The sequence below is a fragment of the Arthrobacter hankyongi genome (assembly GCF_022012395.1).
Taxonomy (GTDB): Bacteria; Actinomycetota; Actinomycetes; order Actinomycetales; family Micrococcaceae; genus Crystallibacter; species Crystallibacter hankyongi.
In genome coordinates this window covers 268035-285625 of sequence record NZ_JAKLTQ010000002.1, presented here as the reverse complement: position 1 = coordinate 285625, position 17591 = coordinate 268035, and the positions used below count along the sequence as shown (strand labels likewise).

Annotated in this window: 15 protein-coding genes; 6 read left to right on the top strand and 9 right to left on the bottom strand. The window is 65.2% G+C overall.

Annotation, left to right across the window (positions count from 1 at the left end; genetic code table 11):
- Nucleotides 1–13: 13 nt before the first annotated feature.
- Nucleotides 14–1285 carry an MFS transporter gene (locus LVY72_RS05280; protein ID WP_237818429.1) on the top strand — a complete coding sequence of 424 codons (1272 nt, stop codon included), beginning with the start codon at nt 14–16 and terminating at the stop codon, nt 1283–1285.
- A 219-nt stretch (nt 1286–1504) separates the two neighbouring features.
- Here LVY72_RS05280 and LVY72_RS05275 read toward each other — a convergent pair whose 3' ends face one another.
- Together LVY72_RS05275 and LVY72_RS05270 are read right to left on the bottom strand one after the other, a co-directional pair.
- Complete coding sequence (locus LVY72_RS05275; RefSeq protein WP_237818428.1) at nt 1505–2593, bottom strand: zinc-binding dehydrogenase; 1089 nt, start codon at nt 2591–2593, stop codon at nt 1505–1507.
- Nucleotides 2590–3801 carry a cytochrome P450 gene (locus LVY72_RS05270; protein ID WP_237818427.1) on the bottom strand — a complete coding sequence of 404 codons (1212 nt, stop codon included), beginning with the start codon at nt 3799–3801 and terminating at the stop codon, nt 2590–2592. The genes LVY72_RS05275 and LVY72_RS05270 overlap by 4 nt, the downstream gene beginning before the upstream one ends.
- A gap of 334 nt (nt 3802–4135) precedes the next feature.
- On the opposite strand from LVY72_RS05270, the gene LVY72_RS05265 reads away from it, so the two are divergent.
- The 5 genes from LVY72_RS05265 (at nt 4136) to LVY72_RS05245 (ending at nt 9564) form a co-directional block, all read left to right on the top strand.
- Nucleotides 4136–5539, top strand: coding sequence for an aldehyde dehydrogenase (locus LVY72_RS05265; protein WP_237818426.1), 1404 nt, complete (start codon nt 4136–4138; stop codon nt 5537–5539).
- 246 nt (nt 5540–5785) lie between these two features.
- Nucleotides 5786–6031, top strand: a complete 246-nt coding sequence (locus LVY72_RS05260; RefSeq protein WP_237818425.1) for a hypothetical protein — start codon at nt 5786–5788, stop codon at nt 6029–6031.
- A gap of 542 nt (nt 6032–6573) precedes the next feature.
- Nucleotides 6574–8010, top strand: coding sequence for a phosphotransferase family protein (locus LVY72_RS05255; RefSeq protein WP_237818424.1), 1437 nt, complete (start codon nt 6574–6576; stop codon nt 8008–8010).
- 24 nt (nt 8011–8034) lie between these two features.
- Nucleotides 8035–9072: a DUF7064 domain-containing protein gene (locus LVY72_RS05250; protein ID WP_237818423.1), complete on the top strand. Its 1038-nt coding sequence runs from the start codon at nt 8035–8037 to the stop codon at nt 9070–9072.
- A gap of 207 nt (nt 9073–9279) precedes the next feature.
- Nucleotides 9280–9564: a hypothetical protein gene (locus tag LVY72_RS05245; RefSeq protein ID WP_237818422.1), complete on the top strand. Its 285-nt coding sequence runs from the start codon at nt 9280–9282 to the stop codon at nt 9562–9564.
- 275 nt (nt 9565–9839) lie between these two features.
- On the opposite strand, the gene LVY72_RS05240 is transcribed toward LVY72_RS05245, so the two are convergent.
- The 7 genes from LVY72_RS05240 to LVY72_RS05210 form a co-directional block, all read right to left on the bottom strand.
- The gene (locus tag LVY72_RS05240; RefSeq protein ID WP_237818421.1) at nt 9840–11300 is read right to left on the bottom strand and encodes an MFS transporter; all 1461 of its coding nucleotides are present in this window, start codon (nt 11298–11300) and stop codon (nt 9840–9842) included.
- A complete protein-coding gene (locus LVY72_RS05235; RefSeq protein ID WP_237818420.1) occupies nt 11297–12472 on the bottom strand; it encodes an acyl-CoA dehydrogenase family protein in 1176 nt (391 codons plus the stop codon). Before LVY72_RS05235 ends, LVY72_RS05240 begins: the two co-directional genes overlap by 4 nt.
- Nucleotides 12457–13584: an acyl-CoA dehydrogenase family protein gene (locus LVY72_RS05230; RefSeq protein WP_237818419.1), complete on the bottom strand. Its 1128-nt coding sequence runs from the start codon at nt 13582–13584 to the stop codon at nt 12457–12459. The genes LVY72_RS05235 and LVY72_RS05230 overlap by 16 nt, the downstream gene beginning before the upstream one ends.
- 25 nt (nt 13585–13609) lie before the next feature.
- Nucleotides 13610–14725 (bottom strand): CaiB/BaiF CoA transferase family protein, encoded by a 1116-nt coding sequence (locus LVY72_RS05225; protein WP_237818418.1) that lies wholly within the window; start codon nt 14723–14725, stop codon nt 13610–13612.
- Nucleotides 14726–14759: 34 nt separating this feature from the next.
- Nucleotides 14760–15614 (bottom strand): ABC transporter permease, encoded by an 855-nt coding sequence (locus tag LVY72_RS05220; RefSeq protein ID WP_237818417.1) that lies wholly within the window; start codon nt 15612–15614, stop codon nt 14760–14762.
- Nucleotides 15611–16330 carry an ABC transporter ATP-binding protein gene (locus LVY72_RS05215; RefSeq protein WP_237818416.1) on the bottom strand — a complete coding sequence of 240 codons (720 nt, stop codon included), beginning with the start codon at nt 16328–16330 and terminating at the stop codon, nt 15611–15613. Before LVY72_RS05215 ends, LVY72_RS05220 begins: the two co-directional genes overlap by 4 nt.
- Nucleotides 16331–16454: 124 nt before the next feature.
- The gene (locus LVY72_RS05210; protein WP_237818746.1) at nt 16455–17507 is read right to left on the bottom strand and encodes an ABC transporter substrate-binding protein; all 1053 of its coding nucleotides are present in this window, start codon (nt 17505–17507) and stop codon (nt 16455–16457) included.
- Between the last annotated feature and the right edge of the window lie 84 nt (nt 17508–17591).

The following is a 17591-nucleotide window of genomic DNA, read 5'->3' as shown; positions in this document are numbered from 1 at the left end:
CGGGTGGGCATCCATGACCCGTACCGGCCCCATAGAGGAACCGCTCGAGGAACCCCTCGAGGAACGGCTTGATGAATCGGTCAGCGGCCGGTCCTCCACACAGTTGCTCTTCAACTCGGTCTTCGCCCCCTTCTTCTGGGGCCTCAGCCTGGCCACGGTAGGCATTTGGGTGCACAGCATGGTCGCCGCCATCGTAGCCTTCCAGGTTTCCGGATCCGCCTTGGTGGTCGGCGCCGTCACCGTGGCCCAATGGCTGCCGCAGTTCCTGATCGCGCCGCTGAGCGGGTCGCTGGCCGACCGGGGCGACCGGCGGCGGCAGGCCTTCACCGGACGACTGGTCTGCGTAGCCGGATCCGCCGGCATCGCCGTCTGGGTCCTGCTGGTCGGAGCCGATGATCCTTCGACCCTCCCGGTGCTCCTGCTCTCGGCCTTCACCGTGGGCTTCGGCTTCGCCTGGGGCGGGCCGGCCATGACGTCAATGGTGCCAGCGCTGGTACGGCCCGAGGAACTCCCCCAAGCCGTGAGCCTCTATAACATCCCTGGAATTCTGGCCCGCGCCCTCGGACCCATCCTGGGTGCCGTCCTGGCCGTTTGGGTCGGTTCGGGCGAGGCATTCGCTTTCGCGGCAGTGTCACATCTGGTGTTTGCCCTGGCCCTGCTGCGCACTCCCAGAGACCAGCGGCCGGCGGCGGAGGCCGGTACGGACTATTCCGTCCGCAGCGGCCTCCGCTATGTCCGCGGCAACCGACCCGTCCTGGTGCTGCTGCTGAGCACTGCGGCCATCTCCGTCGCCTCCGACCCGGCCATGACCCTGGCCCCACTCCTGGCCGCGGAACTCGGCGCCGGGGCCGGGTTCGCCGGTGTGCTCTCGACCTGCTTCGGGGCCGGTGCGATGTTCGGTTTCGTGATCCTCGCCCCGCTGCGGAAGATGCTCGGCCCGGCCAGGATGAGGCAAGCCGGTGGAATCCTGCTGGCCGGCGGTGTCCTGTCGCTGGCCGTCACCGGGACCCCTTGGCTGGCCTGTGCCGTCCTGGTCCTGGCCGGGCTCGGCCTGACCATGGCCCAAACCAGCTATATGACCGAGCTATACCGGCGCGTACCCGATGCCTTCCGCGGACGTATCATGGCCCTGTGGTCCATGTCCCTGCTGGGGTCGCGCAGCATCGCCGGTGCGCTGAATGGTGTGCTGGCCGAATACCTTTCGGTGGCGGCTGCGCTGGCGGCCGGCTCTGCGGCCCTGCTGTATCTGGTCTGGCTCCACAGCAGGCTGGACCAGCGGAGCTGACCCAAACTGCCCCAAACTGCCCCAAACATCGAACGGCCGGCCCCGCCACGACGGCAGGACCGGCCCGTGTTCCGGCGTAGTTCGGCCAGGGCCGGCCAGGCCCCGGCGGCGGTTCACCCGCAGCCCGCTGATCCGCCGCCACCGGTGGGGGACGTGAAGACCTCCGGGCAGGCGTGATGGCTGTCGCCAGCACCACCTCGCCCGGAGGTCTTCTTCCGCTCAGAACCGCGTGATCACCACACGGGCGGTGGAGCCGTCCTCAAGCGCGGCGTAGCCGTCGTTGACCTCACTGAGGGATATCTCCTTGGACAGCAAACCGTCGAGGTTGAAACGACCGGCCAGATACAGGTCCGCGTACAGGGCGATGTCCCGCTTCGGGTTGGTCGAGCCCATAAAAACGCCCTGGATCCGGCGCTGGGTCCCGATGGTCTGGATGGTGTTCACCGTGAATTCGCCGGTCAGGCTGGACGCGCCGATCAGGTACAGGCCGCCGCCCGGGGCTGTCATCTGCAGGCCCTGGCCGGTCACCTCCGGGGCGCCGACGAAGTCGAACACGGCGTCGGCACCGGTACCTGTGATCTCCAAGACCGCGGCGACCGGGTCCTGGACCGAGGAGTTGATAACGTCTGTCGCCCCGAATTCCCGGGCCTTCTTCAGCTTCTCGTCGGTGAGGTCGACGGCGATGATCGTGGTGGCACCGGCCAGCACGGCCCCGGTGACCGCGTTCAGGCCGACGCCGCCGGCACCGATGACGACGACGGCGTCGCCCGGCTGTACGCCAGCCGTGTTCAGCACGGCACCGGCCCCGGTGACTGCCCCGCAGCCAAGCAGCGCGGCCTGAGGGAACGGCACCGTGTCAGGGACCTTCACCAGTTGGTTCTCGTGGATCAGTGCACGTTCCGCGAATCCGCCGAGTCCGAAGCCCTGCGCGACGGCTTCGCCGCTCCTTGAGATGCGCGGCGGCTGGCTCTCGGCCCGCAGCGTAGCCTCGCGGTTCAGGCACTGGTACGGCCTGCCGGACAGGCACTTGCGGCACGCGCCGCAGTACTGGACCAGGCAGCCGACCACGTGGTCGCCGATAGCCAGTCCGGTGGCCTCCGGGCCGGCTGCCACGACCACGCCGGCCACTTCGTGGCCGAGTACGCAAGGTGCCGGATAGCCCAGCCCGGTCTTCGCATAAGTCAGGTCGGTGTGGCACAACCCCGAGGCCTTGACCTCGATCAGCACTTCCCGTCCGGCGGGATTGGCCAGTTCAACTTCGTCCAGTTCAAATCCACCGCCGATGGCGTTGACAACTGCTGCTTTCAAGATGCACTCCGATCTGCGGCCGCACCGGCCGGTGTAAAGGCAACGGGAACGGCCCGGGGGCCGCGGTTGGTCAGGGAGTTATCGCCAATGGCCACATCCGCCGCGATGCCATAGTCGGGGATGCGGTTCAGCACCTCTTCGATGACGATGGACATTTCCAGCCGGGCCAGATGTTCGCCGATGCACCGGTGGACGCCGTGTCCGAAGGCCAGGTGGGCCGCACCGCTGCGGTTTAGCTGGAATGCGTCCGGCTCGTCGAAAGTGTCCTCGTCATGGTTGCCAGCGCCGAACATCAAGGCCACCCTGTCGCCGGCCTTCAACTGTGCACCACCGAACTCGGTGTCTTGGGCGACCGTGCGGGCCATCATGGATACGGGTGATTCGATCCGGAGCGTCTCCTCCACGGCAGCCGGGATCAGGCCCGGATCAGCCAGCAGCTGGTCCTTGACCTGTGGATGCTTCCCAATCATCCACAGGGCGCTGGCGATGCCGTTGACCGTTGTTTCATGGCCGGCCACGACCAGCACCAGGACCATGCCCATGGCCGCTTCGCGGCTGATCGGCTCCCCATCGATTACCGCATTGGCGACCACCGAGAGCAGGCTGTCATCTGCCGTGGCACGGCACCTGGCCACCTGTTCCTCGATGTACTTCATCAAGGCGCCGGCCGCTGCCATATTGGCTTCCCGGTCGCCCCTCGCCGCGGCCATCAGCATGGTACGCGTCCAGCCCACGAACTTCCCGACGTCGTCTGCCGGCAGCCCGAGGATCCGGGCAATAATGCTCGGCGGGACGATGGCGGCCAGTTCTGCCTTGAGGTCGGCAGTCCCCCTGTCTGCAAACCGGTCAATGCATTCGGTAGTAACGGCCCGGATATCACCGGCCCACTGATTGACCTGATCCGGCCGCAATGCCGGAACCAGGACTTTCCGGTAGGCCCGATGTGCCGGCGGGTCCAGTTCCAGTGGGTAGGCCGGAAGCGGATTGCCGAAGACCGGGATAGTGACTCCCTGTGCGGAGGAGAACTTTTCGGTGTCGGTGGCCGCCTCCCTGACGGCGTCGTAGCTGAGCAGTGTCCAGAATCCGCCGTACTCCTCGCTTCGGGCGAGAGACCCGTTCCGCTGTATCTGCCGGTACCGGGCCCAGCCATTGAGGTCGGCGTTCAACGCGCCGACGGTGATGGCTGGACTCTGAGTTGTTTCGGTCATGGGTCTCCTTCGACTCAGTGACCTGCGCGACCGCGCAGTCATGGCAAACTTGCCAGTGTGTCGCTAATCTTTACGAAAAATCGAATGATCGTCAATGCTTGTGTTATGCATTCTCGGATCTATGGCAGCCAGACGTCCATACGGCAGTTTTTACTATCAACGTTTTTTCGCGATTAATTCCGAAAATACGTTGTGAGTTGTCTCATCTGCAACTAGGTTTGGGTTACCCGGGCTCCCAAGCCAAAGCTGCACGGGCCCGGAGTCATTCCATCCGGCAGACTGGAGTTACAACGTGGTGATATCCGAGAACAGCCTTTTCATCGGAGGAAAATGGGTGGCCCCGCAGGACGGGGAAGAATTGGTGGTCCGTTCCCCAGCGACCGAAGAAGTCATCGGGACCGTGGCCACAGCAGGCATTGCGGACATGCAGGCTGCCATCCGCACCGGCCGGGAGTTCTTCGACAGCGGCTCTTGGCAGGCGCTGACCCCGGTGGCCCGGGCCGAAAAAATCCGTCCGCTGGCCGCGGAGTTCCTGGCCCGCACAGGAGAGCTGGCCGAACTCATGACGCGGGAGATGGGCTGTCCCATCACGTATTCCCGAGGCGCGCAGGTGCCCGGGGCGGCCCTGATGACCGACTTCTTTGTCTCCCAGGCCGAAAAGATTGTCTGGACGGATGAGCGTTCCGGGCCGCTGGGCACCACCCTTGTGGTCCGGGAGCCTGTGGGCCTGGTGGCTGCAGTGGTGCCGTGGAACATCCCGTACATGTCGATTCTGGTCAAGCTCATTCCGGCCCTGATCTCGGGGTGCTCCGTTATTGTCAAGGCAGCGCCGGAGATCGCCCTGACCGCCATGGAGACGGCCCGCATGATCGAACGCCTCGGGCTGCCCGAGGGACTGGTGAGCGTCGTCGTCGCCGACCGGCAGGCCAGCGAGTACCTGGTGAGCCAGCCGGAGATCGACAAGGTGGCCTTCACCGGCAGCACCGCCACCGGTAAGCGGATCCAGGAGATCTGCGGCCCCGCCCTGCGGCGCACCACGCTGGAACTGGGCGGCAAGTCCGCGGCCATCGTCTTGGACGACGTGGACGTCGACACCACGGCGCAGGGCGTGATCAACGGCGCTTTGACCATGAACGGCCAAATGTGCATCGCCCAGCAGCGGGTCCTGGTGCCCGAAGCGCTCTACCCCCGTCTCAGGGACGCCATTACCGACCGGGTCAAGGCGCTGCGGACGGGTGACCCCCTCGACGAGGCTACGTACATCGGCCCGTTGGTGGCGCAGCGCCAGCGGGACAGGGTCGAGAAGATGCTGCTGACGGCACAGGAACAGGGCGCTAAGGTCCTGACCGGCGGCGGCCGACCTGCCGGCCTCGACAAGGGCTGGTTTATCGAACCGACGGTGTTCGAGAACGTCACCCCCGAAATGCAGATTGCCCGCGATGAGGTGTTCGGCCCGGTCATCTGCCTGATGCCCGTCAGGGACGAAACGGAGGCCCTCCGGATCGCCAATGACACCGAATACGGCCTCTCCGGAGCTGTCTGGAGTGCTGACACCGGCCGTGCCCTCAAGGTGGCGCGGGGAATCCGGTCCGGGATCCTGGCCATCAACGGCGCCGGAACAAACTTTTCCGCGCCCTTCGGGGGATTCAAGCAGTCGGGGCTGGGCCGCGAGCTCGGCTCCGAAGGCTTTGATGCTTTCACCGAATACAAGTCCATCGGGATGCCTGCTCAGCCCTGACCCTGACCCTGACCCATGGCGTTGCACGGGAGTCCCCGGCGGAGTACCTCCGCCGGGGACTCGCGTGCTCCGTCCAGTCCCTAAGTGCTGCGTTCCTCAAAGGAGATATGGAGTATCAGGGCCTGGAGGCGCTTCGCGACCGGTCGATCCCCGGGCGGCCACCCCGGCTGCGCGCCGGGACGGCCGGTCGGCGTAGCCGCCGGAGAACCGGGGACCACCGACAAGGACGGGCCGCCCGAGTGGACCTTGGACTTCCGCACCGAGGTGGCCCGCGCCCAGGGCATCGACATCCACCGCAGGCAGGTCCGCCAGGTCCTGCTGCAGGAAGGGGTGCGCTGGCGGCGGACTCGGCCCGATGGTTCCGCGCACCGTGTGCCCGCGCCGGGCGGGTCCCCGGACGGGCACCGGGGCAAAAGCGAGCTTGACTACGGCCGCGGCCCGGAGAAGACCCGGGTCTGTGGCGTACTGCGGCCGGCCGGGAGGACACCATGACCACTGCCTTCCGTGACAGCGTCAATTACTAGCAGTTCCGGCAGACCGTGGAGGCGGCCAATCCGCATTGGAACATCGTGGTCATCACCGACAACCTCTCATCCCATACCAGGTTCAGAGTCACCCCGGATCCGCCACGCATTCATCCACGTCGGCGCCCACCGGCCGAACCTGCAGGAAGGCTGATGACGCCTGCTCCGCAAGGCCGCCTTGGCAGGCCGATCCTTCGCCGGCCCCGGCGAAATCGAACCTGCGTCGCCGCTTTGCGTACCTCCTTACCAGCGGTAGGGCAATGTGACCATTGACACAGATTGACGACACGCCGTAGCATCTCATGAAATGTCGCAAGCGTCGGCCCGAACGACCCCTCTGCGTTACGTCCTCTTCTTTTGAGCCTCTTTTGAGCCAATGCAACCCGAATCGGCGAGGGCAGTCGCCCCTCGCCCGTCAACATCACGTACGGACCCGAACGTCAAATGCCCGCCCATCGCCGTTCCGCATGCACTGTCGCACAGGAACAGTCAGACCGCACAGGAGAGACCATGAAAACCATACCGACTGCTCCATCCGCATCGGAGACCGGGGTCGCCGCCGCCGTCGCCTCGACCCTGCAGCAGCAGCTGGGAGCCTTGGCCCCAGCCATCCCTGATCCGGCACTAGCTGGCCCCCTGGCGTACTTCGCGGCGGCTTCGGGGTGGGCCGCGAGCGCCCTCGAAGCACCTCAGCGCGCCATCAACCTTGGACCCGTCCTCGACAGCCTGCGCGCCGATGCCCGCGCACTGCTGCGCGCCAGCGATCCCGATGCTGCGACGAGCTCCGACGACGCCGCTCTGATCGGCGAACTCGCGGCCGCGGCTGCGCACGGTGTACCCGAGGCTCAGAACCTGCTGGCCGAGTTTGTCGCCGCGCTCCGCGTGCTTGAGGACGGCCCGCTGGACGCACCGGACCTTGACGCCGGAGGCGTCCAGGTCGGCGTCGACGCTGTCTCGGCCTATCTGCGCCAATACCACGCGGATCCCAATGCAACCGCTCACGAAGTCAACTACTTGCCTGGCGGGTTCTCCAAGACCACTATCCTGGTCTCAGCCACGATCCGTGGCGAGCGCCGGGAATTGGTCCTGCGCCAGGTACCCGATGGACTGGGCGAGCACACACTCGCCCAGGAGTATGCAGTGCTGTCGGCGGTCGCCCACACCGATCTCCCGATTCCCAAGCCACTGTGGATCGAGGAAACTCCCAACAGCCTCGGCGGATCTTTCTTCGCCTGCACGCGTGTCCCGGGAGCGGCACTGGGCAATGTCTTCGGCGTCGAGGACAACATTCCGCAGTCCTTCGCACAGGACCTGGCCGAGGCGCTGGCACGGTTACACACCGTCGCCCCCTCCACTATCACCGCCGCGCCGCGCTCGCCGATGCGGAACCCCGCCGAGATCCAAGCGGCAATCGACGCTCTGGAAACCCTGGCCATTCGGGCTGCAGGCCCGCTCAGCCCACGTGTCGCCGCGCTGCTGGAATGGCTGCGAGCAAATATCCCCACCGGTGACCGTCCTACCGCTCTCCTGCACGGCGACATGTCGCTTCACAATGTCCTGGCTCACGAGGGTCGACTCACCGCGCTGCTTGACTGGGAACTTAGCCATCTCGGCGATCCCGCCGAAGACCTGGCCTTTCTGCGCCAGTCCCTGGAGCCGGCGTTTCCGTGGGAGGACTTCGTCGATCGATACGTCACGGCTGGCGGCGTGCGGCCCGACCCCGCCGCAGAACACTTCTACACCGTCTGGCAGGAGACGTGGCGGCACATCTATTGCCTCAACCATCGACACATCTTTCTCGGGAACCGCAGCGTTCCCTACATGGTTGCCGGCGTCGTCTTCAGCTCCCGGTTCCTCGACTCCGCGATCGCCGCGGCATTCGGCGTGCGCTCCGGGCACTCGGAACCCAAGTCCCTGATACCTGCCCCCGCGGCCGAAACACGATGAGCAACGATACGAAAGAAGGAAACCATGAGCAACGACACCCGGCTTGAGTGGACCACGTCCGGACAGTTCAAGGGATTCGGTACATTCAGCGACGCGGACGAGTTCCTCCACGGCACCGGGCCGGAGGGCGACTCTCTGACCGAAACGTGGTACTGGGGTTTCAGCATCCCCGAAGCGAACCTGAATTTCTTCGCGTACTGCTGGCTGCATCCAAACCTGAACGTCGCGTCCGGAGGGCTGGCGATCTGGAAGGGCATCAAACGCCAGCATCTTGCCAGCGAGCTCTTCGACTGGCACACATTCATCTCGGGTGACGTGATCGGCGACGGCAGCGACATACGCCTGCCCAACGGGTTTCGCGCAGAAGTTATTGAACCGCTCAAGCACATCCACCTGACCTTCAGCGATCCCGCGCGTGACACCCAGGTCGACGTCCATTACAAGGCCGCGCAAGAGCCAGCCATGCGGGCCAACGGCCAGCACTTCGAGCAACTCATGCATGCAACAGGCTATGTCGTACTGCGCGGAGAGCACCTTACCGTGGACTCGTTTCATCTGCGCGACCGCTCGTGGGGCCAGCTCCGCCCCGAAGTCGCTAACCCAGGTCCGCCCTACACCTGGGTGACCGGGGCGGCCGAAGATGGCTCGTGGGCGTTCAACGTCGGTTCTCTCGATGATCCGGAACGTGATCCGCTGTGGAGCCAGGACTACCCCGGCCTGGCTTCGGAAGCGGCCTACAAGGACGGCTGGATCCTGCGCGACGGCCGGACTATCCACATCAAACACGCTTCGAGGCACACCGAGTACGATCCCGAGAGCCTGCGGCCTACCCGGTTCTTCATCGAGATCGAGGACGAGGAGGGCGAACACATGAGTGTCACCGGCGATGTCATCGCAAGCATGCCGTTCTCCACCTGGTACAACATGATCGCCCACGTAGCGTTGGTGCGTTGGGAGGTCGAGGGCCGCCCGACGGCGTACGGCGACAGCACCGAAGTCCACTGGAACGACTTCGTCTGGCGCCACGGACAGCTTGAGGCGACCCCCGCCCACAACGCGTGATCACTCCATCGATTTCCGATCCGGACGCCGAGTGGATCCGGCACGGTCCATCGATTTACGCGACAGGAAAACCGTCGGAGGTGAACTGCAAACCTCCACGGTATCGATGATCAGCGGTACACGCTGCCCACCGACGCGGCACTGCCCTAAAACAGGTCGGCCTCGGCACTCGCGAAGCTGTTTCCCAGACTCAGGTGGGTGGAGCGGATGATGCTCCACGACTTCCCGCCCTGGTCCACCGTGTACTGGTACTTCCAGGACTGGAATGCCGACGGCACCACCGAGGTGATCCACGACGGGCGGCGGACCGCCGCCCGGCAGGCTGTCGGGCGGGACCCGGCGGTGCCGGCCGGAATCATCGACGCACAGACCGTCCGGGGAGCCGACAGGGTCGGCAGGAAAACCCGCGGGTATGACGCGGGCAGGAACAGCAACGACCGCAGGCGGCACGTTGTGACCGAAACATCGGCCTGCCGGTCGTGGTGCCGGTGACCGCGGCCAGCCTGCAGGACCGCGACGGCGGAGGCCTGATTCTGGGCCGGGCCCGGAGCACGATATCCTCGCTCGGACGGATCCGGGCCGGCGGCAGCTACCGGTGGAGACCGGCCGAAGGCTGCACGGGCCCACCCTGCGGATCGTGGCCAAACCCGCAGGCCAACACACCGTCGAGGTCCTGCCAAGACGCCGGATCGTCGAAGACAGCCTGTCCTGGCTTCTCCGCTGCCGCCGTCCGGGACGCGAATACGAACGCCTGCCGCAGGACTTACTTAGTCCCTAACCGGCTGCGGCCGTTTCTCGTCAGCCGTGTCCGGGGGAGCCGACGGCGCCTGCCGGGCCGTGAGGAGCGAATAGACCAGAAGGCCGGCTGCCAGCACCAGGGTGAACCCGGTAGCGGCAGTTGCCAGGACGAAGGACCATTCGAAAGCCCCCAGAGGGACGAGGAAGCCGTTGCTTCCCTGCTGGACGGGCACCAGCAGGGAAGCAGCGACGGCGGTGGCCGCGGCACTGCCCAGATTCCGTGTCACCGCGTTAAGGCTGTTGGCTACCCCTGTGGTCGCCGCATCCACGTGGCCGTTCAGCACCGGCGGAATGGCCGTGAAAACCAGGCTGGCCGCTACGTTGGCCGCGGCGATGGACAGGATCAGATGCCAGGGTTCGGTGTGTGCCAACAGGAGCAGGCCGCTGCCGGCCAAACCGATCAGGGCAGCGGCGAGCAGGATGGCAGGACCGCCGAACCTGTCGATCAGCGCACCGCCGGCCAGAGCCGCGACGGCACCCGCGACTGCTCCCGGCAACAGGTAGACCATACTCGCGTCGAAGACCGAAGCTCCCAGTCCGTAGCCGGCGCTGTCCGCCGGGACCTGCACGAACGCAATTCCGGTCATGTAGACCAGGTAAATCGCGAACCCGGTGCACACTGTCGCCACGTTGAGCAGCAGCACCGCAGGGCTGGCGAGCACCCTGACCGAAATCAGCGGAAATTTGACCTTCGACTCCAACAGCAGCCACAGGTACAGCGCAAGAACCGAACCTGCCATGCATGACCATGTGGCTGTGCTGTGCCACCCCCATTCGCCACTGCGCGAGAGTCCCAGCAGCAACAGTCCCGAAGCCACTGCCAGGACCAGTGCACCGGCCCAGTCGACGCGCACCTCCGAGCGCTTCCGTTGGGCGGGAATCACGAAGCACAGCGGGATGGCCGCCAGGTTCAGAGCCAGCCCGAACCAGAAAATCTTCTGATAACCGGCGCCGTCCGGGACCAGGACCCCGGCGACCACCAGGCCAAGCATGCCGCCGGCCGCCAGCCCTGCCGACAGCACGCCGAACGCCCTGCCCTGCCGCGGCTCCGGGACCTGCTCGCGCACAATCGCCACCGCCACCGGATAAAGCGCGTAGTGCAGCCCTTGCAGGACGCGGGCCGCCACGAGCACACCCAACATCGGCACCAGGGCCGCCACTGCCGATCCGATGACCACCAGGCACGTCACCACGAGGACGACCAGACGCTTGTCGTACCTGTCCGCCAGCCTGCCGACCAGCGGAGTGAAGATGGTCGCCGACATGAGGTTGGCCGTTACCACCCACGCCGCCTCGGAGTCAGGGACCCGCAGTTCCTTGCCGATCGAGGGCAGCACCGGGATCACCAGGGTCTGCATAATGGTCAGCGTTGTCGCCATAAACGCCAGCGCCGGAACCAGCAATGCAGGCGCCCGGCGTGCGGTGCTCACCGCAGGGGCTTCGGCAGGCCAAGCCCGAGCATGCCGATCAGCTCCCGCTGGATCTCGTTGGCCCCGCCGCCGACGGTGAGCTTCATTTCGGTCTTCAAGTCGAAATCCACGTCGTCCAGCAGGGCCGCAGTGCCCGGGTCCGCCGGGTCGCCGACCCGCTCCACGGTATCGGCCACCAGCCGTGCCGCGTGCAGCAACCGCTCGGAGGTGTAGACCTTGGTCACGGACGCATCCGCGGGACTGACCACTCCTTCACCTGTTGCCGCTGCCACCTTCCAATTCAGCAGCTCATTGGCGCGCAGGAACGATTCCAACCTCCCCAGGGTCCGCCGGACCTCGGGCAGCTGCAGCATCGTGTCCTCACCGCGCGGCCCCGGAGTGGCCGATGCCCAGGCGCGGAACCGGTCCACGTGGGCTGCCATCCGGCCCGCGGGGCCGACGATAGCGCGCTCGGAGTTGAGTTGGCCGGTAATAAGCCGCCAGCCTTCGTGCTCCCTGCCCACCAGCATGTTTGCCGGCACACGGACATCGTCGAAGTACGTCACGTTCACGGCCCGGTTGCCGCTCATGATCTCAATCGGCGTCCAACTGACGCCGGGCAGCTTGGTGTCGACGATGAGGATCGTGATGCCGCGGTGCTTCTTTTCCCCGTTCTCCGTCCGGCAGGCCAGCCAGATGTAGTTCGCATTGTGGACCCCGGAGGTGAAGATCTTCTGTCCATTCAGTACATACTCGTTCTCCTCCCGGCGGGCCGAGAGCTGCAAGGCGGCCAGGTCCGTGCCCGCGTCCGGCTCGGTATAGCCAATGCAGAAGTGCACGTTGCCGGTACGGATCGGTTCCAGGAACCTGGCCTTCTGCTCGTCGGTCCCGACCTGCTGGATGGCGGGACCAATCGAGTGGACCGTGATCAGCGGGAAGGGGACCTTGTATCGGAAGGCTGCATTGACCACTACTTGGTCGGCCACCGTGCCCAGGCCCTTGCCCCCGTACTCCACCGGCCAGCCCAGACCCAGCCAGCCGTCCGCACCCATGCGGGCGGCCAGTCGGTGGTTGACGTCGCCGAACTCATCCAAGCGGCAGGCGCTGCGGTCCTCATCTGTCATCAACCGGGAGAAATACTCCTCGGCCTTGGCCCGCAGTTCCTCCTCTTCCGGCGTCAGAGCGATGCGCATTGTGCCTCCCCGGTCCGTGTGTCAACAAGGTCGCCCAGAAGTTCAAGGGCTCCGTCAGGGCCACCGATCCAGCGGCTGAAATGCAGACCTGCGCTGAAGTGCCGATGCAGCGGATAGGTGGCGTCGAAGCCGAGGGATCCGTGCACCTGCTGGCAGGCCAGCAGTGCCTTGGCCACCTCCTCGGTAATGACCAGCAAGGCCGATGCCAAGGTCTCGGCTGCCTCGTCCGGGTCGCCTGCCTCGAAGCGCCATGCCCCGCCCCAAGTGAGGTTGGTCAGCAGCAGGTTGGCGATGTAGACGTCGCTGACGGTCATGGCAACCGCCTGGAACTCCGCCAGCGCCCGGCCGAACTGCCGCCTGGTCTTGACGTGCTCGGCGGTGAGCTTCAGTGCTGCTTCGAGGTGGCCGGAGGCCTGGGCGGCGATTCCGGCCCAGGTCGACAGCTCCAAGGTTCTGGCCACCGCCGATTCCGTGTCACCGCCGACCAGTGCGGAGTGCGCGACGCGTACGCTGTTCAGTGCGATGGCAGCGGCGGGGATATGGGAACCGGTAGGCTGCGGTGCAACCTCCAGCCCCTCCACGTCGGAGGAGACCAGGAACACGCCCACTCCCCCGTCCCCCAGCCGGGCCGGCACGAGGATCCACTCCGCTTCGGCACCGAAGGGCACCATCGTCTTGGTCCCCTGCAGCACGTAGCCGCCGGCCACCGCAGCCGCCGTCGTCGCCGGCTGGGTGGCCCGGGCGCCGCCGGGCTCCCGCACGGCGGCGGTCAGGATGGCGCCGCCGGCCACCCGCTCGAGGACGGAAGCCAGATCCGGTCCGGCATGCCGGACCAGCGGCAGGACGCCCATCGCGAGCACGGGCAGGGCCGGCACCGGGGCAGCGCGCAGGCCCACTTCGCGGAGCACTGCCGCCAAGGACACAGCATCGGCTGCGGTACCGCCAAGTTCCTCGGGCAGGAACGCCTCGATGAGTCCGGCTTCGGCGAACTTCGCCCACACTTCCCCGGGGTCGGGGTTGGCGCCCACCTCCCCGGAGGCGCCCGTTTTGTCCAGAATCTCCGCGGTCAGCAACCGCAGGTCCTCCGCTGCTTCATCCAGTTGGAAATCCATAGCTTCTGGGTCCTCTCACAGGCGGTCATGAGGCGGTACTGTGTCCGGATGCGGCGGCCCCGCCGCCACTGACGCGCACCGGAAAACGTGAGTACGTCAGGCCGTCAACGGCGGCAAAGAGTCCGCGGCTGGCGGCATAATCCGTGTTGGGCAGATCCAGGGGACTGACGACGGCGTTGGCCGGGACGTCCGCGGCCTGCAGCAGGCCGAGTGCCTCCTGCAGGGTCAGCTTCCCCAACGACGCGGAAATAGCCCCGTTGATCCGAGCCACATTCGCGGCGCGGAAGGCGAAATCTGCCTCCTCGAGCTCGGATTCGAGGGCCAGTGCGCGGGCCAGCCGCTGCCAGAAATGGTCCTCGAGGGCACCGAGGGCTATCGACCGGCTGTCAGCCGTCTGGAAGACGCCGTAGGCGGGCTTGCCCAGGACCGAAGCGCGCTGCTCGTCCAGCGTCTGCAGCCCCTTGTACTGGAACTGGGCGAGTGAGGAGTTCATCCAATGAATCAGGGAATCCGTCACGGAGACATCCAGGTGCTGGCCCTGGCCCATCGACCGGCTCACCAGAAGCGCCGCCAGTGTTGAGGACAGTGCGTAAATGGAACTGCAGAAGTCCCCGATGGGCACGCCCATGGCATGGGCAGGCGGCGCGCCGACGGTGCCGGCCAACGCGAGCACGCCCGAGGCGGCCAGGTAATTAATATCGTGTCCGGGCATGTCGGCCAGCGGGCTTTCCTGTCCGAATCCGCTCAACGAGACGTACACGAGGGCGGGCCTGAGCTGGGAGACGTCCTTGAAGCCGAAACCCAGGCGTTCCATCACACCGGGGCGGAACCCCTCGACGAGCACATCCGCGTCCGCGAGCAGGGCACGGGCCTCGACGGCGCCGGCAGCGGTCTTCAGGTCGAGGCTTCGAATGGACTTCTGGCTGTTGAGCACCGCATACCCGCCCGGGGACAGATAGCGTGCCGGGTCACCGCGCGGCGGCTCGACCTTGAGCACGTCCGCGCCCAGTTCCAGCAGGCACTGGGTGAAGAAGGGGCCGGGGCCCAGCAGGGAGAAATCCACGACCTTGAGCCCCGCCAGCGGACCCGGGACCGCCGACTGGCCGTCTGCTGTATAGGTCTTTTGGCTTTGATCCGTCATTTCCTGGTCCTCGCTTCGCGGTTCGACATTTTCCTCAATTGCGCGGCTTCTCCCATGGGGTAAGCCGCTGCCCGATCCATTTCACCGTTGTCTGGAAAACGACACCTACCAGGGCCACCGACACGATTCCGACATACATTCTGTCCGCGAGGAAAAGCTGCCAGGAGTTCCAGATCATGTAGCCCAGGCCTTCGTCGCCTTGGACAAATTCGATACCGATCATCAAGAGCACGGCTTGTCCGGCAGCAAGACGCAGCGCGACAAAAATGTCCGGCATGATTGCAGGAACAATGATGTGCCTGAATGTCTGGACCCTGTTGGCCCCGAAGGACCTCGCCGGCTCGAGGTAGCCCTCTGGAATGGAGGTGACAGCCGCGATTGTGCTGATGATCGTGACAAAGAAGACCCCGAGGGCGATGAGGATGATCTTCGGAACGTCTCCCAGCCCGAAAAGGAGAAGCAACAAGGGCAGGATAGCGAGCTTCGGAACGGTATAGACGGCGCTGATAATGGGTTCCAGGGCAATTCTCAGCGGCCTGAACACTCCCAGCGCGATGCCTCCGAGTATCCCTGCGACCGACCCGATGAGGTATCCGAGCAGGATACGGGTCATGCTGCTGACAAGTGCCTCGGCCAACCGTCCTGTTGCCACGTTCTCCTGGAACGACAGGAGAACGTCGGTCGGGGCTGGCCAAAATCTTCTGTCGAGCAGGCCTGTGCTGACCACCAGTTGCCAGGCCACGATCAGCAGGATGGGCGCACCGATCCTCAGCAGGTTGTCGATGATTCGGCGCCGGCGCATGAACGCGCGGGGGTTTCGCTCCACCGGCCCTGGCTTGCGCTCGATTCGACGGCTAGTGGTGTTCCTCTGCAGGTCTACCGCGGTCATGCCGGCACCTTCGTTCCTCCAGTGGCGGGTATTCCCGCTGCAACCTCCGACCGCAGCAAATCCCAGATCTCGCTCTCCATGGCGGCGAATTCCGGGCTGCGTCGGATATCGCCCGATCGCGGCCGTTCAAACGGAACCTTGAACTCCCCCACGATGCGGCCTGGGCGGGCGCTCATGACAAGAACGCGGTCACCCAGCAGCAATGCCTCGTCGAGGTTGTGGGTGATGAACAGGACTGTCCTGCGGTCCTCTTGCCACAGTTCCAGCAATTCGTCCTGCAGCAGGTGTCGCAGTTGCGCATCCAGCGCAGCAAACGGCTCGTCCATCAGCAGCACCTGAGGTTCTGTCACCAGTGCCCTGGCAATGGAGACCCGCTGACGCATCCCACCTGAGAGCGTGCCCGGATAGGCCTTGCGGAACTCCGTGAGGCCTAGCCTGGAGAGCGAACGCTCCACTCGCGTATCGGCTTCATGCCGGGGAACCCTCAGGAGATCCAGTCCAAAGCGGACGTTGGCCTCAACTGTTTTCCAGGGAAAAATGCTGTAGTCCTGGAAGACAACCGCCGCCAGTGGAGCCTGTCCGCCGTCCGATCCCAAGCTCAGCACGCCCTCACTGGGCGGAATAAGTCCCGCCACAATCCGCAGGAATGTGGATTTGCCGCAGCCGGAGGGACCGACAATGCAGACGAACTCGCCCGACTCGATCTCTGCGTCCAAGGGACCCAGTGCATGGACGAGGCCCGCTCCCGCCCCGAATGTCCGGGTTATGCCCCGCGCGGCTATCTTCGCCTCATCTGACATCATGAACTCCTTGCCCGGCGAAAACCGCCTGCCGTATCCGTTACTTCGTCAGCGCTTCGGTGAAGCGGGAGTCATACACCTCGTCAACTGCCAAGGGATCTTCGTATTGCAGGGCGTTCAGTTCGTCGTAATAGCCCTCATACACCTCGAGGTTCTTCACGGTGAGGTCCAATTCGGGGTCGAACACACTCGGTTCAAGCCGGGCCAGGTCCTCTACCGGGGTCTCGAGTCCCTCGGACAGTGCTGCGAGGACGGTCCTGTCCTTCCGATAGTCCCCTTGCAGGTCTTCCATCGTGGTCCGTGCCATGGCTCGGACAAACGCCAGTCCGGCCTCGGGGCTGTCCTCACGCAACTTCTTGCCAAACCAGGTGTAGACAGTCGTCGTGGTGGGAATGGCGTTGGGGATAAATTCGCAGCAGTCGTCATCCTGCAATGCGACGTTGAATGGAGCCGAGGCATAGGCTACATCCAGCGCCCCCCGCTGCAAGGCAGCAACGGCATCGGGAACCGCGAGGTTCTCGAACTTGATATCATCCAGCTTCAAGTCCGTGCCCTTTTCCCGCATGGCGTTGAAGAAGTAGCCCATGGCACCTGTACTACTTCCTCCGGGCGCGCCCAAGGTGGCCCCTTTCAGGTCCTCCGGATCGAACTTGCCATCGGACCCGAAAATCTGCCGGTTGACGTACCAGCCTTGGGTGGACTCCGCCAGTCGTTGTCCACCCGGGAAGACCGCTTTGACATCGCCCCCGGAGTCGATCAGGTTGAGAACACCAGGCGAAAACCCTGTCAGTGCGACATCAACACGGCCTTGGTTCAGGAGTACCTGGGCGTCCTGAACCGGGACAATCTGCACTTCGACGTCGAGGTTTTCCTTGTTAAACTCACCCAACTCGTTCGCCGCAAGGAACGCCCCGTAGGAACTGATCAGCGTTGTCACAGCAACCTTGAGCGTCTGCTTCTCCTTCAAGGGCACCGGAGCCAGCGGATCTTCTGAATTGACCGCCGCGAAGATATCGGCAGCGGCCTTGTTCTCAGTAGCGCCGCTGCCTCCGGCCACACCGCAGCCGGCCAGCCCAATAGCCGCGGCCGTCATCAGCGCCACGCTGCCAACCCGGATGTACCGCCGGTTTAGCCTGGATTCCCCCTCGGCCTGTGGAACCTTGGACCGCTTCCTGGA